Here is a 24,366-nt window from a genome sequence, read left to right as displayed (position 1 = left end):
CAGGGCCTTGAATATGTCGTACGCGATGGGTTTCAGTGTGCGGCGACAGTCAGTCGATGTCACGTGTCGAAGAGGACAGCGAGGCGCAGGCCCCATGCAGAACCCCCCAGTCGTCGTCGTGATGGGTGTCTCGGGCACCGGCAAGACCACCATCGGTCCGCTGGTCGCGGAGCGCCTGGGCGTGCCGTACGCCGAGGGCGACGACTTCCACCCCGAGGCGAACATCGCCAAGATGTCCGCCGGCACCCCGCTGGACGACGAGGACCGGTGGCCGTGGCTCGACGCCATCGGGCGGTGGGCGCACGGCCGCGCGGGTCTCGGCGGGGTGGTGAGCAGCTCGGCGCTGAAGCGGTCCTACCGCGACCGGCTGCGGGCGGCCGCGCCCGGTGTCGTGTTCCTGCACCTGACCGGCGACCGGGCGCTGATCGAGGGGCGGATGGCGGCGCGCAAGGGCCACTTCATGCCGGCGGCGCTGCTGGACTCGCAGTTCGCCACGCTGCAGCCGCTCGGCGCCGACGAGGCGGGCGTCGCCGTCGACGTCTCCGGCGGTCCGGAGGCCATCGCGGACCGCGCCGTCGACGCGCTGCGGCGGCTCATGACGAACCGCTGACCCCCTGGGGCTCCTGACCCCTGGCCCCTGCTCCCTTCCGGGCCCGGGCCGGGCCCGGCCCCGGCCCTCGCACCCCTTCCCCCGAACCCCGAGGACCCCCTGTGACCAGTCTCAACGTCGAGATGCTGGCAGCGGACGCCACCGAACCGATCACCTCGGCCGGCAACGCCCACCTGGGCTTCGCCGTCCTGGCGGGCATCGCCGTCATCGTCCTGCTCATCACCCGGTTCAAGCTCCACGCCTTCCTGGCGCTGACCATAGGCACCCTGGCGCTCGGCGCCTTCGCGGCCGCCCCGCTCGACGCGACGATCGCGTCGTTCACCAAGGGCCTCGGGTCGACCGTCGCCAGCGTGGGCGTGCTCATCGCGCTCGGCGCGATCCTCGGCAAACTGCTCGCCGACTCCGGCGGCGCGGACCAGATCGTCGACACCATCCTGGCGAAATGGGGAGGGGCAGGGCCGCAGGCCCTTCCGCAGAAGGGTGGCGGCGGGCGACGGGCGGGCGGGCGCGCCATGCCGTGGGCGATGGTGCTGATCGCCTCCGTGATCGGCCTGCCGCTCTTCTTCGAGGTCGGCATCGTGCTGCTGATCCCGGTGGTGCTGCTCGTCGCCAAGCGCGGCCACTACTCGCTCATGCGGATCGGCGTCCCCGCGCTCGCCGGACTGTCCGTGATGCACGGGCTCATCCCGCCCCACCCCGGGCCGCTCGTCGCGATCGACGCCCTCGGCGCGAACCTCGGCGTCACGCTGGCGCTGGGTGTGCTCGTCGCGATCCCGACGGTGATCATCGCCGGGCCGCTGTTCTCGCGGTACGCGGCCCGCTGGGTCGACATCCCGGCGCCGGACCGCATGATCCCTGAGCGGGCCACCGAGGACCTGGACCGGCGGCCGGGGTTCGGCGCCACCGTCGCCACGGTGCTGCTGCCGGTGGTCCTGATGCTGGCCAAGGCGCTGGTGGACATCGTCGTCGACGACCCGGAGCACCACGTCCAGCGGGTCTTCGACGTCATCGGCTCGCCGCTGATCGCCCTGCTGGCAGCGGTCGTCGTGGGCGTCTTCACACTGGGCCGGGCGGCCGGGTTCACCAAGGAGCGGATCTCCTCCACGGTCGAGACCTCCCTCGCCCCCATCGCGGGCGTGCTGCTGATCGTGGGCGCCGGCGGCGGCTTCAAGCAGACGCTCATCGACGTGGGCGTCGGCCGGATGATCCTGGACTTCTCCGAGGACTGGTCGATCCCGGCCCTGCTGCTCGCCTGGCTGATCGCGGTGGCGATCCGGCTCGCGACCGGCTCGGCGACGGTGGCCACCATCTCGGCGGCCGGCCTGGTGGCACCGCTGGCGGCCGACATGTCGACGACGCACGCGGCGCTGCTGGTGCTGGCGATCGGCGCCGGCTCGCTCTTCTTCAGCCATGTGAACGACGCCGGATTCTGGCTGGTGAAGGAGTACTTCGGGATGAGCGTCGGCCAGACCGTCAAGACCTGGTCGGTGATGGAGACGATCGTCTCGGTCGTCGGCATCGCCGTGGTGCTGCTGCTGTCGCTGGTGTTGTAGAGGCGGCGGACATCGCGGGGTATGGGCGGAAGACACGCGTGCCGGACGGGCGCGCATGTCTTTTGCCCACACCCCGTTGCCGCCGAGGCCGAGGGCGAGGAACTCCCGCCGGTGGGTGTCGGGCGGGGCGCGGCCCGTCGGGCATAGGCTGCGCCCATGGTGCATGTACTGGGCAGCCGCATCCTGTTGAGCCCTGTGGACCCGCAGCGCTCGCGCGACTTCTACGGCGGGGCGCTGGGGCTCGCGGTCTACCGCGAGTTCGGTACCGGACCCGAGCGGGGCACGGTGTACTTCCTCGGCGGCGGGTTCCTCGAACTCTCCGGCCGCTCGGACGCCCCGCCCTCCCCCGGCATGCGGCTGTGGCTCCAGGTCGCCGATGTGCACGCCGCGTACGAGGAGCTGCGCGGGCGCGGGGTGGAGGTGCTGCGGCCGCCGCTGAAGGAGCCGTGGGGGCTGGTCGAGATGTGGATCGCGGACCCGGACGGGGTGCGCATCGCGGTGGTGGAGGTACCGGAGGACCATCCGCTGCGCTACCGGCCCTGACCGGGGGCGGGGGCGTCAGCCGCTGAGCGGAAGCTTCCAGCGGGCGGCTTCACGGCCCGGGTAGCCGTCGGTGACGAAGGTTTCGAAGACCACCGCGTCCGCGTCCGCGGAGACGTTGATCTGGACCGGGACCGTGACGCGTTCGCCGGGCGCGAGCGTCTCGGGGAACCAGTCCTCACCGGAGCGGGGGGCCTCCCGGTTGACGGCCAGTTCGGCGCCGTAGCCCGAGGTGCCGCCCTCCTCCGTGATCTCGTCGAACGCGTCGATCCCGAGTGTCTTGTCGCTGTCGTTGACGTACGTGACCGAGAACTCGAAGGTCACCTGACCCGGCCTGCGGTCGTCGTTCGGCACGGGCGGGATGCGCCGTGCCGCACTGACGGTGGCGCGGACGTTGTCCTCGTACCGTGCCGTGTACCCCGGCACGAGGGTGTAAGGGCCGTCGCCCACCAGGTCGATGCTCGCCGCGTCCTTCGACGCCTCGATGGACCGCTCCAGGTAGACGGCCCCCGCCACGAACACGCACAGGACCGTGAGGACGACACCGCCGATCCCCCAGGCCAGGAAGCGGAGGAAGGAGCGCAGGGGCGTACGGCTCTTGGGGAGGACTGGGGCGTTGGTCATGTTCCTGACGCTATCGGCGCGGCCGGGGCGCCGGCCTGCGGTGGACTACTCAATTCCGCATGGGGCGGCGTACTCAGGCGACGCCTCGTGGGCCCCCGGCCGACCGCACTCAGCCGACCGCCCTCGCCGCCGCGCGGCCCGCCGTACGGCCGGAGAAGAGGCAGCCGCCGAGGAAGGTGCCCTCCAGGGAGCGGTAGCCGTGGACGCCGCCGCCGCCGAAACCGGCGGCCTCACCGGCCGCGTACACCCCGGGCAGCGGGGTGCCGTCCGGGGTGAGGACGCGGGAGGAGAGGTCGGTCGCCAGGCCGCCGAGGGACTTGCGGGTGAGGATGTTGAGCCGGACGGCGACCAGCGGGCCGGCCTTGGGGTCGAGGATGCGGTGGGGCGCGACCGTGCGGATCAGCCGGTCGCCGAGGTACTTGCGGGCTCCGCGGATCGCCGTCACCTGGAGGTCCTTGGTGAAGGGGTTGGCGATCTCCCGGTCGCGGGCGACGATCTCGCGGCGCAGCGCGGCCTCTTCGATGAGCGGTTCCCCGGTGAGCGCGTTCATGGAGCGCACCAGGGAGGGCAGGTCCCGCTCGACGACGAAGTCGGCGCCGTGGTCCATGAACGCCTTGACCGGCCCGGGCACGTCGGCGCGGGCGCGGTCGAGGACGCCGCGTACGGACTTGCCGGTCAGGTCCGGGTTCTGCTCGGAGCCGGAGAGGGTGAACTCCTTGCCGATGATGCGCTGGTTGAGGACGAACCAGGTGTGGCCGTGCCCGGACCGCATGATGTGTTCCAGAGTGCCGAGGGTGTCGAAGCCGGGGAAGAGCGGCACGGGCAGGCGGCGGCCGCGGGCGTCCAGCCACAGGGACGACGGACCGGGCAGGATGCGGATGCCGTGCCGGGCCCAGATGGGGTTCCAGTTCTCGATGCCCTCGGTGTAGTGCCACATCCGGTCGCGGTTGACGTGGTGGGCGCCGGCCTTCTCCGCGATGCCGAGCATCAGGCCGTCGACGTGGGCCGGCACACCCGAGAGCAGCTTCTCGGGCGGGGTGCCGAGCCGCTCCGGCCAGTGGGCGCGGACGAGGTCGTGGTTGCCGCCGATGCCGCCCGAGGTGACGATCACCGCCTGGGCCCGGTACTCGAACGCCCCCGCGACGCCGCGGCTGCTGGCGGTGCCGCGCTCGGCGTCCGACGGCTCCAGGATCTCGCCGCTGACGGTGTCGACGGAGCCCGCGGTGCGGCCGAGGGCGGTGACGCGGTGCCGGAACGCCGGCCGTACGAGGCCCTTGGCGATGCCCGCGCGGACCCGGCGCTCGAAGGGGGCGAGGAGGCCGGGGCCGGTACCCCAGGTGATGTGGAAGCGCGGCACCGAGTTGCCGTGGCCGGTGGCGTCGTAGCCGCCGCGCTCGGCCCAGCCGACGACCGGGAAGAACCGGACCCCCTGCCGGTACAGCCAGGGGCGCTTCTCGCCGGCCGCGAAGTCGACGTACGCCTCGGCCCACTTGCGGGGCCAGTGGTCCTCGGGGCGGTCGAAGCCGGCCGTGCCGAGCCAGTCCTGGAGGGCGAGGTCGCGGCTGTCCCGGATGCGCATCCGGCGCTGCTCGGGCGAGTCGACGAAGAAGAGGCCGCCGAAGGACCAGTGGGCCTGGCCGCCGATCGACTGCTCCGGCTCCTGGTCGATGAGGATGACGCTGCGCCCGGCGTCGACGAGCTCGGCGGTGGCGGTCAGGCCGGCGAGGCCCGCCCCGATCACGATCACATCAGCGTCGTACGCCATGGGCTTCTTCCTTGTCGGCGCCGGCAGGTGTTCCGATCTTCGGTACGCGCGAGTAACACGTCAACCGCACGGACCGATAATGTCCCCATGACTCCCGAGACACCTGCGACTCCGGGGATTCCCGGGACTCCGGGGACTTCCGCGAGGCCCGCGACGCCCGCGGCCTCCGCCGCCTCCGCGGCCTCCGCCGACGAGATCCTGGACGTCGTCGACGAGAACGACGTGGTGGTGGGGCAGGCGCCGCGCGGCGAGGTGTACGCGCGGGGCCTGCGCCACCGCTGCGCGTTCATCCTGGTGCGGGACGCCGAGGACCGGATCTTCGTGCACCGCCGGACGGCCACCAAGCTGGTCTTCCCCTCGATGTACGACATGTTCGTCGGCGGTGTCGTCGGCGCGGGCGAGAGCTACGACGAGGCGGCGCTGCGCGAGGCGGAGGAGGAGCTGGGCGTGCGCGGCCTGCCCCGGCCGAGGCCGCTCTTCCGGTTCCTGTACGAGGAGGGCGGCGGGCACGGGTCCTGGTGGTCGGCCGTCTACGAGGTGCGGTGCACGCTCCCTGTGGCGCCGCAGCCGGAGGAGGTGGCCTGGCATGCCTTCCTGCCGGAGGCGGAGGTGCGGGCGCGGCTGGCCGACTGGCCGTGGGTCCCGGACGGCGCCGCCGCGTACGCGCGCCTGCCGGCCCATCGGGCGACCGACGACCCGGCCCGTTAATGTGATCATGTGAGCGATTTCGTGCGAGGACTGCGGCTGTGGATCTCGCCGCGGCGGATCCGGGAAGAGGGCGACACCCCGGACTACCGCTTCTCCCTCGCCAATGAGCGCACCTTCCTCGCCTGGATACGCACCGCGCTCGCGCTGGTCGGCGGCGGCTTCGCCGTCGACCAGTTCCTGCCCGATCTGCGGTGGGGCGTACGGGTCGGGATGGCGCTCGCGCTGCTGGCCGCCGGGGCGCTGTGCGCCCTGCGGGCGGTGAACCACTGGGTGCGGTGCGAGCGGGCGATGCGGCGCGGCGAGGACCTGCCGATGAGCCGGTTCCCGGCGCTCCTGAGCATCGCCGTGGGGGTGGTCGCCGGCGCGATGGTGATGGTCGTGCTGTTCGGCTGGCGGGGCTGATGGCGGCGCGCCCCGGGGCGGCGGGTGAGGCCGAGGAGCGGGACCCCGGACTGCAGCCGGAGCGGACGCGGCTCGCGTGGCGGCGTACCACGCTGTCGGCGACGGTCGCCGCGGTGCTGGCCGCCAAGCAGGCGCTGCACGACGACGTCACCGCGGGCGGCCTGGTGGGCGCGGCGCTGTCGCTGCTGGTCTGGCTGGCGTTCCTGGGTGTGGCGCACCGCCGGATGCGGGCCCTGGACGCCGTCCGGCCCCGGTCGCTGGCGCCGCGGGGCGCGGTCGCGGCGGCGGTCTGCACGGTCGCGCTCGCCGCGTTCGCGGTGGCGGTGGTGGTGTAAGGGGCCGGGCCGCTCCGGCCTGTCGGTCCGTTCGGCCTACTCCGTCCAGTCGACGGTGACGACGACCTTGCCGCCGAGGCCGCCCTCCCTGCTCGCCCGCTGCGCCTCGGCGGCCTGCTCCAGCGGAAACGTCTTGGCGACCCGTACGGCCAGCACCCCCTGGTCCGCCAGTTCCGCGAGGGCCGCCAGGTCCGCCGGGTCCGGGCGCACCCAGCAGTAGCGGCCGCCCAGGCCGACCACCTCGCCGTCCGCGATGGAGGCGAGGCGGCCTTCGGGGGCCAGCAGGTTCGCCGAGTCCTTGAGGGCCTGGCCGCCGAGGGTGTCGAAGGCCGCGTCGACGCCGTGCGGCGCCAGGGCCTTGACCCGGCGCGTGAAGCCGTCGCCGTACGGCACCGGCTCGGCGCCCAGCTCGCGGACCCGTTCCTCGCCCGATCCGCGTGCGGCGCCGATGACGCGGGCGCCGAGGTGGCGGGCGATCTGGACGGCCATGGAGCCGACTCCCCCGGAGGCCGCGTGCACCAGCACGGTTTCGCCGGGCCGCACCCGCAGGGCCCTTGTCAGCACCTGGTAGGCGGTCAGTCCGGCCAGCGGGAGGCCCGCCGCCTCTTCGAAGCCCAGGCTGCGGGGCTTGCGCGCCAGGGTCCGCACGGGCGCGGCGACGTACTCGGCGAAGGTGCCGTGCCACAGGACGTCCTCGCGGACGTACCCCATGACCTCGTCGCCGACCCCGAACTCGGTGACGGCGATCCCCGGCTGGACGACCACACCGGACACGTCCCACCCGGGGACCACCGGGAAGACGGCGTCCATGGCCGTGTCCATGTAGCCGGCCTGCACCTTCCAGTCGACCGGGTTCACGGCCGCGGCGCGCACCTTGACGAGCACCATGTCCGGCCCGACCTTGGGGTCGGGATGCTCACCGAACTCCAGGACCTCGGGGCCGCCGTAACGGCTGTAGCTGATCGCCTTCATGATCCGACCCTCGGGTCCGCTCCGCGTCCGTGCAAGCCGAAACAGACCTTCTATGACAAAAGTGATTAGCCTGGAAGTGTCATCGACCCTCCGCACCGGCTCCCCGGGGGTTCCGCCATGACCGTCCCGCCCCACCACGAACACCTGGTCCACGAGCACGCGCACAGCCCGGCCTGCGGGCACGAGGCCGTCGCGCACAACGACCACCTCGACTACGTCCACGACGGGCATCTGCACCGCGAGCACGCGGGCCACTGGGACGAGTGCGAACCCGGCGAGCACATCGCCCACAGCGGGCACGCCCATGAGCACGGCAAGGGCTGCGGGCACCCGGCCGTCGCGCACGGCGACCACGTCGACTACGTACACGAGGGGCACCGGCACGCCGCCCACGGCGGGCACTGGGACGACCACTGAGGGGGTGAGGGGGCGGGCGCAGGTACCCGGGGCGCCCTGCGTCAGCCGTGCGGCCAGGGGTAGGCGGGGTCCGCGGTGATCCTCACCTGCTGCGGGGCGTCCCGGGGGAAGGTCCAGACGCGGCCCGCAGAGCTCGTGGCGATCACCGAGGTCGCGTCCAGGGCCACCTTGGTGAACGGGTCGGAGGAACAGGAGACCGCCAGCCACTCCAGGGCGCCCTCGTCGCCGTCCCGCGTCAGGGCCACCCAGCCGATGCTCCCGTGGTCCACCCCCTCGCCGCTCAGGGCGCGGCTGCCGAGGTAGGCGCACGAGGCGTGGGTGAGGTCGATGCTCATCCAGTCCCTGGGGCCCACGCGGTGGCTCGCAGGGTCTCCCACCACTCCCACTCCTCGGCCCGGGGGTCGTCCCGCCGGCCGGGCGGTGAGGAGCGCTGAAGACTCATCACCGACAGGGAGCCGTCGGAGAACACGACGAAGTCTCCGAAAGGCGCCTCGCGCGCGCGCCAGCGTTCCGCCACCCGGTGAGTGCCGCCTGTCGCGTCGAAGGAGCTCACGCCCACCATGATGGCAGCGAGGCGCGGCTCCCGCGGTGCGGGGGCGCGGGCCGGGCCGCCTTCTCCGCGCACCGGGTCAACTGGCAGGCTCTCTCCGCGTAGTCGACCAACGACCTCTGGGAGCGCCCGGTGCCCGCCACCGATCCGTACACCGTCCAGCTCGCCCCCGGCGTGCACGCCTACGTCCAGCCGGACGGCGGCTGGTGCCTCAACAACGCCGGTTTCGTCAGCGACGGCGAGACCACCGTTCTCGTCGACACCGCCGCCACCGAGCGGCGCGCCCTGTGGTTGCGCGAAGCGCTCAGGGAACACGGCGCCCCGCTGCCGCGGTTCGTGGTCAACACGCACCACCACGGGGACCACACCTACGGCAACTCCGTCTTCACGCCCGGCGCGACGGTCGTCGGCCACGAGGCCTGCCGGCGGGAGGTGCTCGCGGCGGGGAGGCAGCTGCACCTGGTGTGGCCGCAGACCGACTTCGGCGACATCGACGTCACCGCGCCCTCGCTCACGTACGAGGACCGGCTCACGCTGCACGTGGGCTCCACGGAGGTGGAACTGATCCATCCCGGCGTGGCGCACACGCCCGGGGACACGATCGTGCACCTGCCCGGGCAGTCCGTCGTCTTCACGGGCGACCTCGTCTTCGAGGGCGGTACGCCCTTCCTCGCGTCCGGCTCGCTACGCGGGTCGCTGCGCGCCGTGGAGCTGCTGCGCTCGCTGGGCGCGCGCACCGTGGTGCCCGGGCACGGCCCGCTCACGGATCCGTCGGCGTACGACGCGACCGAGCGCTATCTCCGGTACGTCGCCGAGCTCGCCGAGAAGGGGCGGGCGAAGGGCCTGACGCCCCTGGAGGTGGCCCGCGAGGCGGATCTGGGCGAGTTCGCCGCGTGGCGCGAGAGCGAGCGGCTGGTGGCGAACGTGCACCGGGCGTACGCGGAGCTGGACGGCGAGCCGGAGGGCTCCCCGCTCGACATAGCCGCCGTCTTCGGGGACATGACGGCGATGAACGGCGGCGTGCCGGTGGCCTGCCACGCCTGAGCCGGGACGGCGAGGGGCCGCCGGTTCACCAGCGCGGTAAGGGGGCGTGACCCACGTGGGGTCCGCCCTCCGCATCGCCGCCGCGTCGTCGCGCTCGCGCTCGCGGGCAACCTGGGCGACGCCGGTAGATATTTCCCAGCAGGTCCAGGAGGTCCAGCAGGGGACCGACCAGCGCTTTCCGGACCCCGACGGGCCCGGCACTGGACGACATACCGACTGGTCGGTCATGCTGCTCCGTACGACACCGGTTCCTTCGCCCCGGAGGTGCGAACGATGAGCGCAGTCCATCCGCCAGGTCTCGACCCCGAGCAGTTGCGCGGCTTCCTCGACCGCGAGCGGCCCGGACTGGTGAGCGGACCGCTCGGCGCCCGCGTCGTGGAGGGGGGCCGGTCGAACCTCACGTACGTCGTCACCGACGGCACCGGCCAGTGGGTCGTGCGCCGACCGCCCCTGGGGCACGTCCTCGCCACCGCGCACGACATGAAGCGCGAACACCGGGTCATCAGCGCCCTGCACCCGACGGCGGTGCCGGTACCGGAGCCGGTGGTGCTCTGCGAGGACGAGTCGGTGCTCGGAGCGCCGTTCTACGTCATGGAGTTCGTGAGCGGCACGCCGTACCGCACGGCGGAGCAGCTCGCCCCCCTCGGCCCCGAGCGCACGCGCGCCGCGCTCCTCGGGCTCGTCGACACGCTGGTCGACCTGCACGCCGTGAACCCGGAGGCGGTGGGCCTCGGCGACTTCGGCCGTCCCGACGGCTTCCTGGACCGGCAGCTGCGCCGCTGGGGCAAGCAGCTGGACGCCTCGCGCAGCCGCGAGCTGGCCGGGATCGACGAGCTGCACGCCACGCTGGGGCGCCGGCTCCCGGCCTCGCCCGCCGCCACCGTCGTCCACGGCGACTACCGCCTCGATAACGTCCTGCTGGGCGAGGACGACCGCGTCAACGCCGTACTGGACTGGGAGATGTCCACGCTCGGCGACCCGCTCACGGACGTGGGCCTGCTGTCGATGTACAGCGTCCGGCTGGACCTGCCGGGCTCGCCCATCTCCACCACGGCCGCCGCCCCCGGCCATCCCTCGCCCGCCGAGCTGATCGAGCGGTACGCCGAGCGCTCCGGCCGCGACGTCTCCGCCCTCCCCTGGTACACGGCGTTCGCCTGGTTCAAGCTCGCCGTGATCCTGGAGGGCATCCACTACCGCTACACGCTCGGGCAGACCGTCGGGGCCGGCTTCGACCGGATCGGCGAGCTGGTCCCCGTCTTCATCGAGCACGGCCTGACCACCCTCCGCCGCCAGGAAGGCTGACGCACCCATGGACTTCGCATTCGACGCGCGCACCGAGGAACTGCGGGCCAGGCTGCTGGCCTTCATGGACGAGCACGTGTACCCGGCCGAGGCCGTGGCGCACGCGCAGCGGGCGGAGCTCGCCTCGCCGTGGGACACCCCGCCGGTCGTGGAGGAGCTCAAGGCGGAGGCGCGCAGGCAGGGCCTGTGGAACCTCTTCCTGCCGGACACCGAGTACGGCGCCGGGCTGACGAACCTCCAGTACGCGCCGCTCGCCGAGATCACCGGCCGTTCGCCCCAGCTGGCGCCCACCGCGCTGAACTGCGCGGCGCCGGACACCGGGAACATGGAGGTGCTGGCGCAGTTCGGCGACGAGCGGCAGCGCAAGCAGTGGCTGGAGCCGCTGCTGGCCGGGGAGATCCGTTCCGCGTTCGCGATGACGGAGCCGGAGGTGGCCTCGTCCGACGCGACGAACATCGAGACCCGGATCGAGCGGGCCCCCGACGGAGCGGACGAGTACGTCGTCACCGGCCGCAAGTGGTACATCTCCGGGGCGATGAACCCGGACTGCAAGATCTTCATCGTCATGGGCAAGACCGACCCGGACGGCGAGGACATCCGGCGCCAGCAGTCGATGATCCTCGTCCCGCGCGACACCCCCGGTGTCCAGGTGCGGCGCGCGATGCAGGTGTACGGGTACGAGGACCACTCCCACGGCGGCCACGCCGAGGTGGTCTTCGACGGCGTCCGCGTCCCGGCCGCGAACCTCATCGGAGAGGAGGGCGGCGGCTTCGCCATCGCCCAGGCGCGGCTCGGGCCGGGCCGGATCCACCACTGCATGCGGCTGATCGGCATGGCCGAGCGGGCCATCGAGCTGATGTGCCGCAGGGCGGTGTCCCGTACGGCCTTCGGCAAGCCGCTGGCCGCGCAGGGCCAGGTGGGGGCGTGGATCGCGGACGCCCGGGTGACGGTCGAGCAGCTGCGGCTGCTGGTGCTGAAGACGGCCTGGCTGATGGACACGGTGGGCAACCGGGGGGCGCACACCGAGATCCAGGCCATCAAGATCGCCACCCCGCGCGCGGTGGTGGACATCCTCGACAAGGCCGTCCAGGTCCACGGCGCGGGCGGCGTCAGCCAGGACTTCCCGCTCGCCGAACTGTGGGCCGCGGCGCGGACGCTGAAGCTGGCGGACGGGCCGGACGAGGTGCACCAGCGGTCGCTGGCCCGCCGGGAGCTGAAGAAGTACGCCTAGGGGACCCGGTTTACGGCCGCAGGGCCCTCAGCAGGAGGTCGGCCAGGTGGTCGGCCACCTGCTGGGGGGTGAGCGGCCCGTCCGGGCGGTACCAGGTGGACAGGTGGTGGACGGAACCGAAGTGGTAGTCCACCACCAGGTCCGCCGGGGTGGCGGAGGAGAAGACTCCGGCGGCCTGCCCCTCCTCGATGAGCGCCCGGAACCGCTCGTGGTAGCGGCGCCGCTCGGCCCGTACCTGCTTGTTCTTCTCGGGGCTCAGGTGGTGCATGGAGCGGAAGAAGATGGACGCGTCGTCGAGGTTCTCGATGGTGGTGACCACCACGTCGGCGGCGGCGTCGCGCAGCCGCTCCTCCACGGGCGCGTCGGCGTCCGCGAAGGCGTCCAGCCGCTCCTGCTGGAGCCGCAGCACGCGCGCGTAGACCTCCTGGAGGAGGTCCTCCTTGGAGCCGAAGTAGTGGTAGAGCGCTCCCTTGGTGACGCCGGCCGACTCGACGATCTCCTGGACGGAGGTGCGGTCGTACCCCTGCTCGGCGAAGAGCCGGGTGGCGGTGGCCAGCAGCCTCTGGGGGACGGGGGTGCCGCTCCCGTCCGTCGTCCTGGCCATGTGCCGCCACCTCTCTCGTGTCTCTCGGGTCGCTCTGATCTCTCGGGTCGTCCGTCGGGTGTCCGGATCTCGACGGCGCCTACGCGGGTGAACGCAGTTCCCGCCTGAGGATCTTCCCACTCGTCGTCTTGGGCAGCTCCGGCAGGATCTCGACCTCGCGGGGATATTTGTACGCCGCCAGGCGCTGCGCGCAGTAGGCGGAGAGCTCGGCCGGCTCGGCGGCGGCGCCCGGGCGCAGGCTGACGTACGCCTTGACCGTCTCGCCCCGGTACGCGTCGGGGACGCCGACGACGGCCGCCTCGCGCACCGCGGGATGGCCGTAGAGCACGTCCTCGACCTCGCGCGGCCAGACCTTGAAGCCGGAGGCGTTGATCATGTCCTTCTTGCGGTCGACGACGTACAGCCAGCCGTCCGGGTCCATGAAGCCGATGTCGCCGGTGCGCAGTTCGCCGTCCGGGAAGGCCTCGGCGGTGGCCTCGGGGAGCCGCCAGTAGCCGGGGACCACCTGGGGGCCGCGTACGGCGATCTCGCCGGGCTCCCCGAAGGGCACCTCCCGGCCGTTCTCGTCCAGGATGCGGACGACCGTGTCGGGGCCCGGGACGCCGACCGAGAGGGTGCCGGACGCCGGGTCGACGGGGGCCTCCTTCTCGGGGGGTACGGAGGCGCAGGGGGCGGTGCACTCGGTCAGGCCGTAGCCGTTGCGGATGTACGGGCCGAAGCCGGCGCGGAACTTCTCGACCAGCGCCGGGGGCAGCGGCGCGCCGCCCGAGGAGATCACCCGGAAGGAGGCGAAGTGGTCCGGTGTGGCGGAGGGGTGGGCGGCCAGCGCCATGAAGGCGGTGGAGGGGCCCACGGTGTAGGCCGGGCGGTGCTCGGCGAAGGCGTCGAGGACGACGCCCGCCTCGAAGCGGTACGCGAGGACGAGGGTGCCGGCGTTGGCGACGCAGGCGCCGAGTTCGCAGACCATGCCGGTGATGTGGAACAGCGGCGCGAGCGCGAAGTAGGCGGCGCCCTCGGCGATGGGGTGGCCGGCGCGCTGCCGTTCGGCGTTGTACGTGATGCCGCCGTGCAGGTTCATGGCGCCCTTGGGCGTGCCGCTGGTGCCGGAGGTGTAGCTGATGAGCGCCACGTCGGCGGCGCCGAGGTCCCGCCCCTCGGGCGCCGGGTGGCCGGCGCGGGCGACGGCGGTGAGGTCGTCGGTGTCGGCGGGCGCGGGGAGCCGCTCGAACCCGAGCACCCGCGGGTCGTCGCGGGTCTGGAGGTCCTTCTCGCACACGGTGAGGGCGACGCGTACGGAGGAGCCGGCGGCCGTGTCGCGCAGGTACGCCTCCCAGGCGCGGTCCGCGCAGACCAGGGCGGTGGCCCCGGAGTCCTTCAGGACGTGGGCGACCTCGGCGGACTTGTACATCGGGTTGAGCGGGACGACGGTGGCGCCCGCCTTCCAGGCGCCGAGCAGCGCGAGCACGAAGTGCGGGGTGTTCTGGAGCATGATGGCGACCCGGTCGCCGTGCCGTACGCCGCGGGCGGCGAGGAATCCGGCCACCGAGTCGGAGAGCGCGTCGGTCTCGCGGTAGGTCAGGCGCCCGTCGAAGTAGGCGAGGGCGGTGTGCTCGGGGGCGCGGGCCACGGCCGCGCGGAAGGCGTGCACCACGGTCGGCGCGGGGTCTATCGGGGCCCGCTGGGCGTCGCTGAGCTGCGCGAGCCACGGCTTGGCCGCGTAGATCGAGGTCGCGGTCACTGTCCGGTGCCCTCCCACTTCTGCTGGATGTGGCTCATATTGTTCAGCCAGCGCTCCGGGTCGCTCGCCCGGGCCCGGTAGTAGCCGGCCACCTCGGGGTGGGGCAGGATCAGGAACCGGTCGGCCTCGATGCCGTCGAAGAGGGCGTCGGCGACGTCCTCCGGCTCGATGGCGGTGGGCGCGAGGACGAGTTGGCCGGCCGTTCCGGCGGCCGTGAGCATGTCCGTACGGACGCCTTGCGGGCAGATGGCGTGGACCTTGAGGCCGCGGTGGCGGTAGGTGAGGGAGAGCCACTCGGCGAACGCGTACGCGCCGTGCTTGGAGACGCTGTACGGGGCGGCGCCGACCATGGTGAGCAGCCCGGCCGCGGAGACGGTGGAGACGAAGCGGCCCGCTCCGCGTTCCAGCCAGTCGGGCAGCAGGGCCCGGGCGGCGCGCACATGGGCCATGACGTTGACGTCCCAGGCGGCCGCCCAGACCTCCTCGTCGGCGAAGGCGTCGCCGGGCGAGGCGAGTCCGGCGTTGGCGCAGTAGACGTCGACGGTGCCGCCGAGCGCCTCGCGGGCCTCGTCGACGATCGCGGAGGCGTCTCCGGCGACGGGCGTGGCGCCGGTCTCGTCGGCGATGGCCTTGGTGCGGGCCGGGTCGAGGTCGTTGACGACGACACGCGCGCCTTCGGCGACGAACCTGCGGGCGAGCGCGGCGCCGATGCCGCCGCCCGCTCCGGTGACCACCACGCCCGCGCCCTGGACCGTCGTACTCATCGAGACCCGCCTCTCCGTCGTGACTGTTCGCTGCTCTCCAAGTCGACAGACTAACCAGTCGGTATGTTCGCTGGGAAGGGCGCGGTGTCCGCCTCGTTCCCTGGGCGGGGTGCGCGCGCTAGCGTGCGAGACCGGATCGGTCGAACGGCACGGAGGTGTGCGGATGAGCGTGTCCAGACGGGGTCTGCTGATCGCCGGCGGCGCGGCGGGGGTGGCGGCGGCTGCCGCGCCCGGCAGCGCCACCGCCCACGAGGGCGGCCGCCGGGTGCGCACCGGGTTCGACCGGCTCGCGGCGGACGGGTACGCGGCACTGGCGGGACAGCGCGTGGGCGTGGTGACCAACCCGACGGGGGTCACGGCCGAGGTGCGGCACATCGTGGACGTGATGCACGCGGACGAACGCGTGGACCTGGTGGCCGTGTTCGGCCCCGAGCACGGTTTCCGGGGGACGGCGCAGGCGGGCGGCTCGGAGGGCCGGTACGACGACCCGGCGACGGGGCTCCCGGTGTACGACACGTACCTGAAGAGCGGGCGGGCGCTGGCGGACGTCTTCACCGCGTCGGGCGTCGACACGGTGGTGTTCGACATCCAGGACGTGGGCGCGCGCTTCTACACGTACATCTGGACGCTCTACGACTGCATGGTGGCGGCCGCGCTGGCGGGGAAACGTTTCATGGTGCTGGACCGGCCGAACCCGGTGACCGGGCGGGCGGCCCTCGGGCCCGTACTGGACAGGGCGTTCGCGACGTTCGTCGGGCGCGAGCCGATCGCACAGGCGCACGGGATGACGGTGGTGGAGCTGGCGCGGCTGTTCAACGGCGAGTTCCTCGCGCGGCCGGTGGAGCTCGCGACCGTACGGATGGCGGGGTGGCGGCGCAGGGACTTCTTCGACACGACGGGCCTGCCGTGGGTGCCGCCGAGCCCCAACATGCCGACGCCGGACACCGCGCTGGTGTACGCGGGGACCTGCCTGTTCGAGGGGACGAACCTCTCCGAGGGGCGGGGCACGACCCGCCCCTTCGAACTGCTCGGCGCGGAGGGCGTCGACCGGCGCTGGGCGGAGGCGGCGAACGCGCTGGAGCTGCCCGGAGTGCGGTTCCGGGAGGCGTACTTCACGCCGACCTTCTCCAAGTTCCAGGGGAAGACGGTGGGCGGGGTGCAGCTGCACGTGGACGACCGGGAGGCGTTCGACCCGGTACGGACGGGGGTCGGACTGCTGGTGACGGCGAAGCGCAGCTGGAGCGGCTTCGCGTGGCGCCCGGACCACTGGATCGACAAGCTCACCGGCTCCGCGAAGGTGCGCACGCTGATCGACGCGGGCGCGGGAACGGACGACGTCGCGGCGGCCTGGGAAGCGGACCTGGCGGCCTTCAGTGCGGTACGGCGGCGGTACCTGGCGTACCGCTGACGGGGGTTGCTCCGGTCGGCCGTGAGCCCTGACGGTCAGTCGTGGCGCACCAGGAGGTCCAGGCTGCCGGACACGAGCAGCTCGCCGTGGCCGAAGCGTGCGCCGAGCGCGACGCACCGGGCGTACCGCTCCTCGGTGAGCGGGGCGTGCAGGACCCGCAGCAGCCGCAGGAACAGCCGGAACCCGAGGTCGGGGTCGACGCGGGCGGTGACCTCCTCGACCGCCGCGGCCGCGGTGGTGCCCGGGATCGGGTGCCAGTGGGGGCTGACGACCCGGTCCGCCAGGAGCGGCGCCGCTTGGCGCACCTCGCGCAGGACGTCGTCCGCGAGGTCGGCGCGCACCGGAGGCAGGACGGGCGCGTACGACGGGGCGACCTCCCGGAGCCGTTCCCGGCACACCTCGGCGACGAGCCGGAGCCAGCCCCCCGTGTCCATGCCGAGCAGGTCGGGGTTCAGGCCCCGGTCCGACGCGGCGGCCCACAGCGTGGTCAGCGTGTCGTCCGGCAGGGGGGAATCCAGCAGGCGGGTCACGTCCACGAGTAGCGCGGCCGCCGCCGAACCGGGCGTCTCGGCGGTGCCGTCGTCGGCGGCGGCTTTCCGGACCCGCTCGCGCGGCGCGTCCTCGCCCGTGTGGTGGGCGAACCACGAGGTGAGCGCGGAGAGGCCGAAGTCGCCGGAGCCGTCACGCCGGGCGGGGTCGACGGGCGGCCACCGCACGGTGAGGCCGTCGTACACCAGGGGCCCCGGGTAGCCGAGCCGGGCGTCGAGCTCCATGAGCCGGTCGTACCGGTCCTTGGCGACCGGGACGCCGTACGCCTTCAGCACCCGCAGGAAGAACCGGAGCCCGAGGTCCGCGTCGGCTTCCCGGACGATGCGCTCGAGAGCCGCCGGTACGGCGGCGGCCGACGGGGCGGGCGGCGTCCCGGCGCTCGTCACCGCGCGTGCCATGTCGTCCGCGCAGCCGTGGACCTCGGCGACCACGGCCGCGCGCAGCTCCCGCTCGTCCACGTCGGGCCGGTGCCACATGGCCTGCCGGCCGCGGGGCTGCTCACGGGGGCGTGCCGGATACGCGGCGGCGAGCCGGCGCAGCCAGTCCCGCACGGTCATGCCGTGGCCGCCCGGGTCGAAGCGCCCGTGCGTCGCGGCGAGCCAGGCCGTGTGCAGCACGTCCTCCGGCAGGCCCGAGCCGAGCAGGCACCCCGTGTCGGCCGCCAGCTCCACGCCCCCCTCCCCCTCGCCCAGGCCCGCCACCTCGGCCGCCAGCTCCAACGCCCGCGCCACGTCGGCACGGTCCTCGCGGGACAGCCGCTCGGTGAGCGCGCTGAGCCCGAAGTCACCTTCGTAGAAGAGGCCGTACATCTCGCGCCGTCTCGCCATGGAAGCCCTTCCGGGTGTGTACGTGGTCAGAACGGTGGGCCCGCTCCGACACGACGGAGCGGGCCCACCACAGGAGATCAGAGGTTACGAGCGGAGGTCATGCCTACGGGAGCGGGTAGGCCGTGTAGACGATGAAGCCCTGGTGCCCGCGCTGCCCCGGCAGCCGTTTCAGGACCACCCGGACCGTGTTGCCCGCCGGGACGGGGGTCGAACCGTCGGCCTTGTACACCGTTCCCAGGGAAGGGTGCTTGTGCCAGGTGAAGTCAGGGAGCGGGAACTCGTCCTTGTTCTTCCACTGGCCGCGCCGGTTGAGGAAGTTGTCCAGAGCCTTGAAGCTGGCATCCCTCCTCTGGCCGTTGGGGAAGAAGTAGTACTTCAGAGCCTCGTCGACGGCCTCCTGAGCGATGGTCTGGTTGGTCCACACCGTGTTGATCGGAGCGAGGCCCTTCCCCTGGTTCTCGCGGGCGAGGGCCTCGGCTTGGGCCCGGTTCGGATTGACGTGCTTGCTCAGGGTGTGAGCCCCGCTGCGCGGGTAGTCCAGTTCGTCCGAGAGTTTGCTGCAGTTGTGGACCAGGACGTCCTCGGCCTCGCGCACCCCTTCGGCACGCACGTAGAACGTGTGCAGCCCCGCGACCGTGATGTCGAAGACCGTCCGGGGCGCGATCCCCGACCGGTCCGTCAGCCCGCTGACGCGGTGCACCTCGCCGTCCGGCGTGCGCAGGGCGTCGCCCGCGCGCAGCTCCGACACGACCGTCCAGCCGGCCCCCACCACGTACACGCGGTGGCCGGCGGTGCTGGTCAGCCGTGATCCGTCGGCGAAGGCGATGTCCACCAGCCGGTCGGTGTCGTGCGCGTAGGTCGCGGTGACGGCCTGCGGGGCCCGCACGCCACGCTCGGGGTCGGCTGCCAGGACCCGGTCGCCGCGGCGTATCTCGCTGATCGCCTTGTGGCTGCCGTCCGCCATCAGCACCTGGGTGTCGCCCGGGAAGCTGTTGATCCGGCAGGACGTGACCAGGTCCTCGTACAGGTTGACCGTGTTCTCGATGCGGGCGAGCGTCGCCGGGTCCAGCTCGTCCAGGGCCTTCAGGGCGTTGAACGCGTCCCGGACGTTCACGCCGGTGTTCATCGCCGCGTCCAGGGCGCGGATGGCGTCCGCGACCTTGTCGAACGCCTTGCCCGGGATGAAGTTGCTCGCCGCCCAGGCGCAGCCGCTCGCGCTGCCGTGCCAGCAGTCCAGGAAGTCCTGGACCAGGACCGCCTTGAGGATCTGGTAGACGACGGTCTGCTTGATGATGTCGAGCTTGCTGAAGTACTCGGTGACCTCCTTCTTCAGCCCCTTGAACGGCTCCGTTCCCAGCGGGAGCGTGTCCTCGGAGGGGCAGCCGGAGGCCGTGGCCGGTACGTCCGGGTTGGTGCAGAGGAAGAAGTCGACGTTCACGTCGAACGTCACCAGGTAGGTGACCTCGCAGCCCTCGAAGCCGACCGTGATGACGCAGTCGTTCTGCTGCTTCGCGTCGGTGATCTCGAGGCTCTTGTCGTCGACGACGTAGAACATGCCGCCGATGCCGGTGCCTGCTCCCGTCGCGACCTGTTCGTTGGCCTTCTTCCGCTCGGCGGACTCGTACGCCTCCTGTGCCTCCTTGGCGTACTTGTCCGCGTCCTTCGCCGCCTGTTCGGCCTCCGTGGCGGCCTGGTCCGCGCGGGTCGCCGCGGCGCGGGCGTCCTTCGCGGCCTGTTCCGCCGCCGCGGCGGCGGCGCGGGCCGCCTGGGCGTCGAGCGCCGCCTGGTCGGCGGAGTCGCGGGCCGTCTTGGCGTGGCCCTCGGCGCGTCCGGCCGCCTTGTCGGCGGCCGCGGCGTCCTCGGCGGCCTGCCGGCCGTACTCGACCGTGCGGGCCAGCGACTGTGCCGCCTTGGACGCCGCGAGGGCGGCGTCGGCCGCGTAGCCGAGGGCCTCCTTGGCGTACGTCCGGGCCTGGGACGCGTGGTTGGCCGCGTTGGCGGCGTGCTGGTACGCGGCCTTCGCGTCGCCCTGCGCCGTCTGCGCGAGGGCCATGGCCGCGGCGGCCTCCTCCTGCGCGTTCTTCGCGTGGGCGTCCGCGACGGCCTTCTGCTGCTCGGCGATCGACTTGGACGCCTGGCCCGTCAGGACGACCAGACCGGCGGCCGAGTCCTTCGTGACGTACGGGGAGCCCAGCTGGATCGCGTCGTTGGCCGGCTTGGCCACCTGCCCGGCGGCCTTCCCGGCGTCCACGGCGGCCCGCGCGGTGACATGGGCGAAGCCGGCGGCCTTCGCCGCGGCCGCCAGGGCCTTGGCGGCCTCCTTGTTCGCCTCGTCGGCGTGGTTCTTGGCGGTCTTGGCGTGGGCCTCCGCCTCGTCGGCGAGCTTGACGGCCGCCCGGGCCTCCGCGGCGGCGTGCTGCGCGGCGGCGATGGCGTCGGCCGCCGCGCTGGTCGCGGTCTTCACGGCCGCGTCCGCCCGCAGCTTCGCGGCCTGGGCGGCGTCCGCGTCGGCGCGGGCCCGCTTGGCGGCCGACTCGGCGCGGGTGGCCGCGGCGTCCGCGTCGGCCGCGGCCTGGGTCGCCGCGTCCGCCGCGCCGCGCGCGTTCTTCGCCGCCGTCTCGGCGTCGGTGGCGTACTTGTCGGCCGCGTCGGCCGCCGCGCGGGCCTCCTGCGCGTTGGCGTCCGACTCGTGGGCCTGGGCGTACGCCTCCTTCGCGTCCGCCTTGGCGCGTGCCGCGTCGGCCTTCTGCTCGGCGTCCCACGCGTCGTCCCGCAGGTCGCGGGCCTTGTCGCGGGCGGTCACGGCGGCGTTCTTCTTCTGGACGGCGGTCGCCTCGGCCGACTCGGCCTTGTCCTTGGCGTCCTTCGCCTTGCCCGCCTCGGTCTCGGCGGTCTCGCGGTGCTGCGCCGCCTCGGCCTGCTTGGCCGCCGCGGTCCGCATCTCCTTCTCGGCCGTCTTCTCCTCGGCCTCCGCCGCGAGCCGCTTGGCGTGGGCGTCGGCGGCGGCCGCCTTGGCGTCGCCCTCCGCCTTCAGGGCCTCGGCGAGCTTCGCCTCCGCGGTCTCCTTGTCCTTCTTGGCGTTGTCCCGGTGCACCTTGGCCGCGTCCGCCGCCGCCTTGGCCTGCAGCTCGGCCGCGTGCGCGGCCTCCTTGCGGAACTCCGCCTTGGACTGCGCGGCCTGGGCCAGGGCGCGCTGGGCGATGGTGGCGCTGTCGCCGGCGGAGGCGCGGGTGGCGGCCTCGGCCGTCTCACCGGCCTTCACCAGGGCCTCCAGCGCGGCGGCCGCGCCCTTGGTGACCTGCGCCTTCTGCTGGCCCACCAGCAGACCGCGACCGCGCGGCGCGCCCTTCTGGTCGGCGATGGCGTAGGCGGCCTGTTCGGCGGCGTCCGAGGCGGTGACGGCCTTCTTCGCCACGGCGGCCTGAGCCTTGAGGACGGCGAGCTCGCGCGTCGCTGTGGCCTGCGCGGCGACGATGCCCCGCTTCGCCTTGTCGAACTGCGCCTTGTCCGGGTAGCCGAGGCTGTCGGCGCCGTTGCTCCCGGACGGCTTGATGGTGAACTGCTGCGGACCGGTGCCGTTGCAGGCCCACTGCCACGCGTCGCGGCCGTTGTCGTAGGTGTGCAGGTCGACGCACTTGCCGGTGGCGGCGTTCTTCAGCGCGGTCTTGGCGCGCGGGTTGTACTCCCAGGTCTGCGCCGGGCTCTCGTTGCACGTCGCGATCTGGATCTTCGCGCCGTTGTCGGTCTTGCCGCCCGCCACCTCCAGACACTTCTGGGAACCGAGGCCGCGCAACCGCTGGTGCTGCCCGCCGCCTTCGAGGAGCCACTTCTGCCCGGCGGATCCGTTGCAGGTGTAGATCTGGACCGGGGTGCCGTTGGCCGACGCGCCGCCCGCCACGTCGAGGCACTTGCCCGGGGCCGCGGGCACTTCGATGACGGCCGGGCTGTCGCCGATCCAGCCGAGCCCGCCCGGCGACCAGTAGTCCTGCCACTGCGCCAGGTGGTCGGCGATCCACGAGCGGCCCAGCAGCTCACCCATCGCCTTCGCGCCGGTGGCGAGCGCCTGGGTGGCGTCCTTGTTCGCGGCGAGGATCTGGTCGCGCTGCGTCGCCTGGGAGGCGATCTCCTCCTGCCACTCGGCCGCGGCGGTGGTGCCCATCGTGCCGAGCACCTTGTTCGGGTCGATCGGGTCGCGCCAGGCGCACGACGCGAACCGGGCCTTCAGGTCCTCCACGCCGATGCGGAACTCCGCGGACCCCGGCGCCGGAGCCGTGCGCGGGAAGCCACCGGACGCGAGGAACAGCCGGGCGTTGTCGGCGCCGGTCGGCTCCAGGGACCAGTCCACCAGGCGCGCGAACGCGTCCCGCTCGGCTACGTCCCGGTTCCAGTCCGGGGACTGCGGGTCGGGGTCCTTCCCGTAGAGGGGGGCGCCGAGCTCCTTGACCGCCTTGGCGGTCTTCTCGTCGGCCAGGGGAGTCGAATCCCGGTAGAAGTCGGAGTCCTCCTTCCAGAACCGCTCGGCGATCCACTTGGCCAGGCCGGTCTGGGAGTGGAAGTCCTCCTTGCCGTCGCCCGGCGCGCCCGGGGGCGAGTGGAAGTCGGCGACGGTGAAGCCGCCCGGCGTCTCCAGCCCTTCCAGCGGCACTCCCCAAGCGCCCCGCCGCGTCTCGAGGGCTTTGAGCTCCCGTGTCACGGCGGCCCGGTCCTTGGCGTACGCCTGCGCCAGCGGGGTCTGCTCCCAGTGCTGACGGTTCGCGAGGGCGTGCAGCTGCTCCTGCGGTTGGTTGAGGCCGTCCTGGGCGACGGTGGCCATCGCCGGGCCGCCCAGCCGCAGCACTTCGGCCATCAGGCACTGGTCCTGCCGCAGTTGCTCGGCGGGGGTGTCCTCGTTCCAGTCGTACGTGGCGCTCGCGGGCGCGGCCCGCAGCTCGGTACGGCCCAGCACGTCGGGCTGGACGGCGAGGCCGCCGAGGAGCGCGGCGGCGGTCACGGAAGTGACGAAAGGGGTGAGAGCGAAGGATCTGCGTGACGACGATCTGCTTCTCGACAACCCTGGTATCGGGCGCAAGGGGGTATCCCTTCATGGAAACAGGGGCGACTCGGGGCGCTTGGGATGCTCGGGGAGCTTGAGGCGCGCGAGAGACATGAGGTGCTCGGAGGCGCGAGGGGTGGCCGGCCAGCCTTCGAATCAGTCGGAACCCGCCGGAGCGGCCGTCACGATGAGCCGGTGACACGGCATGGCTGTCCCCCTCCCCCTCGGCGTTCCCTCCCCGGACGCCGATCGATGAGCGCGCGGATCAACGGACCGGGTCAAGATCCCTCCACGCGCAGGGCTCACCATAAACTCAGCCCCGTACCCCTCGGCAAGAGCCTTCCGACCCGACAAGAGGGGCTCGGCCGCGCGCAGTTGCCCAGTGGCGCGCCGCCGTCGCCGGTGGCCGGAGTGTCACCGGCCGGGCGGCCGGGACGGCCGGGCCGGGCACGGCGGCGGTGGCGATTCCGAGCCGTGCGGTTCCTCCGGCGCGTCGCCGGGTGGACGGTGACCCGCAGGACGGCTCCTGGACGGTGACTGGCGGTACCGCCGTGCGGTGAGGTGACCGGCCGTCACCTTCGCGGCACCGCCCCACACGGCGCGACGGGCACGTTTCGCGCCAGATGTACCGATGATGGCTCCCATCCGTTTTTCGATGGAGCCGGAACGGGCACTCGTACGTCCATTCATCGACGCCGAAGTACGAGCGACGGAGGTGGCAGGACGATGGCCGGTTTCCGCAGTCTTGCGAGACAAGTACGCGATCCGGAGTGCGATCTGGCGCTGCGGCGGTATTCGCTGCGCAAGTGCCTGGAGCGGTTCGCCCCTTACGGGCACCGCGCCACATGGGACCACCTGTGCAGCAGGCACAGGTTCGGGCCCGAGGACCGGGCGCCGGATCCGGCGCGGCTGGTGGCCGCGCTCGACGAGGTGGAGGAGGCGCGGGCCGTGTGGCTCGCGTACGAGGAGGAGTTCGCGGCGCGCCGCAAGCGCGAGAAGCACGACGGGCTGCGCCGGCCGGGCTGGATCGACGACTGGCACCGGCGCACCTGGGGCGGCAACGGCATCGCCCGGTGCGACGACCCGTCGGTGCATCCGACGCTGCCGCTCGCGGACGCCCTGCGCCGGCTGATCAAGGCGCTGGAGTCGGCACCCGGGGAGGACTGCCCGGTGTGCGCGGACGACCGGATCGTGTGGCGGCCGGAGCTGAGCGCGGAACCGTGGTTCGGGCCCGTCTGCACGGGCTGCGGGATCGTGGTGCCGCAGCCCGTGCTGACCCCCGAGGCGCTGGCGGCGGCCAAGCGGCGGATGCGGGCGGGGGCGCGGACGGAGGAGCGGGCGCGGTCGCGCAGGGAACTCGTGTCGGTGGGGTGAGACGAGTCGGACACAGT

General features: G+C 73.0%; 22 protein-coding genes. 12 read left to right on the top strand and 10 right to left on the bottom strand.

The window, feature by feature from the left end:
* Nucleotides 1-94 precede the first annotated feature (94 nt).
* The 3 genes from AB0A69_RS17800 to AB0A69_RS17790 all read left to right on the top strand — a co-directional run bounded on the left by AB0A69_RS17800 (nt 95) and on the right by AB0A69_RS17790 (nt 2,706).
* The gene (locus tag AB0A69_RS17800) at nt 95-610 is read left to right on the top strand and encodes a gluconokinase (RefSeq protein WP_361422068.1); all 516 of its coding nucleotides are present in this window, start codon (nt 95-97) and stop codon (nt 608-610) included.
* Nucleotides 611-711: 101 nt separating this feature from the next.
* Nucleotides 712-2,163 (top strand): gluconate:H+ symporter, encoded by a 1,452-nt coding sequence (locus AB0A69_RS17795; protein WP_361422065.1) that lies wholly within the window; start codon nt 712-714, stop codon nt 2,161-2,163.
* Between the two features lie 156 nt (nt 2,164-2,319).
* On the top strand, nt 2,320-2,706 hold the full coding sequence (locus AB0A69_RS17790; protein WP_361422062.1) for a VOC family protein: 387 nt from the start codon (nt 2,320-2,322) through the stop codon (nt 2,704-2,706).
* A gap of 15 nt (nt 2,707-2,721) precedes the next feature.
* Here AB0A69_RS17790 and AB0A69_RS17785 read toward each other — a convergent pair whose 3' ends face one another.
* Both AB0A69_RS17785 and AB0A69_RS17780 read right to left on the bottom strand, forming a co-directional pair.
* Complete coding sequence (locus AB0A69_RS17785; RefSeq protein ID WP_361422059.1) at nt 2,722-3,327, bottom strand: hypothetical protein; 606 nt, start codon at nt 3,325-3,327, stop codon at nt 2,722-2,724.
* Nucleotides 3,328-3,436: 109 nt separating this feature from the next.
* Nucleotides 3,437-5,092: an FAD-binding dehydrogenase gene (locus AB0A69_RS17780; RefSeq protein WP_361422056.1), complete on the bottom strand. Its 1,656-nt coding sequence runs from the start codon at nt 5,090-5,092 to the stop codon at nt 3,437-3,439.
* Between the two features lie 87 nt (nt 5,093-5,179).
* Here AB0A69_RS17780 and AB0A69_RS17775 point away from each other — a divergent pair, with 87 nt between their 5' ends.
* From AB0A69_RS17775 to AB0A69_RS17765, 3 genes are read left to right on the top strand one after another with little or no spacing between them, the layout of a single operon-like run.
* Nucleotides 5,180-5,800 carry an NUDIX domain-containing protein gene (locus tag AB0A69_RS17775; RefSeq protein WP_361422053.1) on the top strand — a complete coding sequence of 207 codons (621 nt, stop codon included), beginning with the start codon at nt 5,180-5,182 and terminating at the stop codon, nt 5,798-5,800.
* A gap of 9 nt (nt 5,801-5,809) precedes the next feature.
* The gene (locus tag AB0A69_RS17770) at nt 5,810-6,202 is read left to right on the top strand and encodes a DUF202 domain-containing protein (RefSeq protein ID WP_361422050.1); all 393 of its coding nucleotides are present in this window, start codon (nt 5,810-5,812) and stop codon (nt 6,200-6,202) included.
* A complete protein-coding gene (locus tag AB0A69_RS17765) occupies nt 6,202-6,537 on the top strand; it encodes a DUF202 domain-containing protein (RefSeq protein WP_361422047.1) in 336 nt (111 codons plus the stop codon). Before AB0A69_RS17770 ends, AB0A69_RS17765 begins: the two co-directional genes overlap by 1 nt.
* Before the next feature lie 36 nt (nt 6,538-6,573).
* Here AB0A69_RS17765 and AB0A69_RS17760 read toward each other — a convergent pair whose 3' ends face one another.
* On the bottom strand, nt 6,574-7,509 hold the full coding sequence (locus tag AB0A69_RS17760) for an NADP-dependent oxidoreductase (RefSeq protein WP_361422044.1): 936 nt from the start codon (nt 7,507-7,509) through the stop codon (nt 6,574-6,576).
* Between the two features lie 117 nt (nt 7,510-7,626).
* Between AB0A69_RS17760 and AB0A69_RS17755 the strand changes: the two genes are divergently transcribed.
* Nucleotides 7,627-7,926, top strand: coding sequence for a hypothetical protein (locus tag AB0A69_RS17755; protein WP_361422041.1), 300 nt, complete (start codon nt 7,627-7,629; stop codon nt 7,924-7,926).
* A 41-nt stretch (nt 7,927-7,967) separates the two neighbouring features.
* Here AB0A69_RS17755 and AB0A69_RS17750 read toward each other — a convergent pair whose 3' ends face one another.
* Together AB0A69_RS17750 and AB0A69_RS17745 are read right to left on the bottom strand one after the other, a co-directional pair.
* A complete protein-coding gene (locus tag AB0A69_RS17750) occupies nt 7,968-8,261 on the bottom strand; it encodes a hypothetical protein (RefSeq protein ID WP_361422038.1) in 294 nt (97 codons plus the stop codon).
* Nucleotides 8,258-8,479 (bottom strand): hypothetical protein, encoded by a 222-nt coding sequence (locus AB0A69_RS17745; RefSeq protein WP_361422035.1) that lies wholly within the window; start codon nt 8,477-8,479, stop codon nt 8,258-8,260. Before AB0A69_RS17745 ends, AB0A69_RS17750 begins: the two co-directional genes overlap by 4 nt.
* Before the next feature lie 129 nt (nt 8,480-8,608).
* On the opposite strand from AB0A69_RS17745, the gene AB0A69_RS17740 reads away from it, so the two are divergent.
* From AB0A69_RS17740 to AB0A69_RS17730, 3 genes are all read left to right on the top strand, one after another.
* The gene (locus AB0A69_RS17740; RefSeq protein ID WP_361422032.1) at nt 8,609-9,520 is read left to right on the top strand and encodes an MBL fold metallo-hydrolase; all 912 of its coding nucleotides are present in this window, start codon (nt 8,609-8,611) and stop codon (nt 9,518-9,520) included.
* Nucleotides 9,521-9,793: 273 nt separating this feature from the next.
* Nucleotides 9,794-10,822: a phosphotransferase family protein gene (locus tag AB0A69_RS17735; RefSeq protein ID WP_361422029.1), complete on the top strand. Its 1,029-nt coding sequence runs from the start codon at nt 9,794-9,796 to the stop codon at nt 10,820-10,822.
* 7 nt (nt 10,823-10,829) lie between these two features.
* Entirely contained in the window at nt 10,830-12,053 is a 1,224-nt protein-coding gene (locus AB0A69_RS17730; RefSeq protein ID WP_361422026.1) for an acyl-CoA dehydrogenase family protein, read from the top strand.
* Nucleotides 12,054-12,063: 10 nt separating this feature from the next.
* Here the strand turns inward: AB0A69_RS17730 and AB0A69_RS17725 are convergent, their stop codons facing one another.
* The 3 genes from AB0A69_RS17725 to AB0A69_RS17715 all read right to left on the bottom strand — a co-directional run bounded on the left by AB0A69_RS17725 (nt 12,064) and on the right by AB0A69_RS17715 (nt 15,159).
* Nucleotides 12,064-12,657 carry a TetR/AcrR family transcriptional regulator gene (locus AB0A69_RS17725; protein WP_361422023.1) on the bottom strand — a complete coding sequence of 198 codons (594 nt, stop codon included), beginning with the start codon at nt 12,655-12,657 and terminating at the stop codon, nt 12,064-12,066.
* Nucleotides 12,658-12,736: 79 nt separating this feature from the next.
* On the bottom strand, nt 12,737-14,413 hold the full coding sequence (locus AB0A69_RS17720) for an AMP-binding protein (RefSeq protein WP_361422020.1): 1,677 nt from the start codon (nt 14,411-14,413) through the stop codon (nt 12,737-12,739).
* Nucleotides 14,392-15,159, bottom strand: coding sequence for an SDR family oxidoreductase (locus tag AB0A69_RS17715; protein ID WP_361422017.1), 768 nt, complete (start codon nt 15,157-15,159; stop codon nt 14,392-14,394). Before AB0A69_RS17715 ends, AB0A69_RS17720 begins: the two co-directional genes overlap by 22 nt.
* A gap of 163 nt (nt 15,160-15,322) precedes the next feature.
* On the opposite strand from AB0A69_RS17715, the gene AB0A69_RS17710 reads away from it, so the two are divergent.
* Nucleotides 15,323-16,567: a DUF1343 domain-containing protein gene (locus AB0A69_RS17710; protein ID WP_361422014.1), complete on the top strand. Its 1,245-nt coding sequence runs from the start codon at nt 15,323-15,325 to the stop codon at nt 16,565-16,567.
* Nucleotides 16,568-16,602: 35 nt separating this feature from the next.
* Here the strand turns inward: AB0A69_RS17710 and AB0A69_RS17705 are convergent, their stop codons facing one another.
* Nucleotides 16,603-17,943, bottom strand: a complete 1,341-nt coding sequence (locus AB0A69_RS17705) for a hypothetical protein (protein ID WP_361422011.1) — start codon at nt 17,941-17,943, stop codon at nt 16,603-16,605.
* Nucleotides 17,944-18,046: 103 nt separating this feature from the next.
* Nucleotides 18,047-22,933 carry an RICIN domain-containing protein gene (locus tag AB0A69_RS17700; protein WP_361422008.1) on the bottom strand — a complete coding sequence of 1,629 codons (4,887 nt, stop codon included), beginning with the start codon at nt 22,931-22,933 and terminating at the stop codon, nt 18,047-18,049.
* A gap of 768 nt (nt 22,934-23,701) precedes the next feature.
* Between AB0A69_RS17700 and AB0A69_RS17695 the strand changes: the two genes are divergently transcribed.
* Complete coding sequence (locus AB0A69_RS17695; RefSeq protein WP_361422005.1) at nt 23,702-24,349, top strand: hypothetical protein; 648 nt, start codon at nt 23,702-23,704, stop codon at nt 24,347-24,349.
* Nucleotides 24,350-24,366: the final 17 nt, after the last annotated feature.

Origin of the sequence: Streptomyces sp. NPDC045431 (assembly GCF_040646655.1) — a bacterium.
Classification (GTDB): domain Bacteria; phylum Actinomycetota; class Actinomycetes; order Streptomycetales; family Streptomycetaceae; genus Streptomyces.
This window is presented reverse-complemented; position numbering and strand designations above follow the sequence as displayed.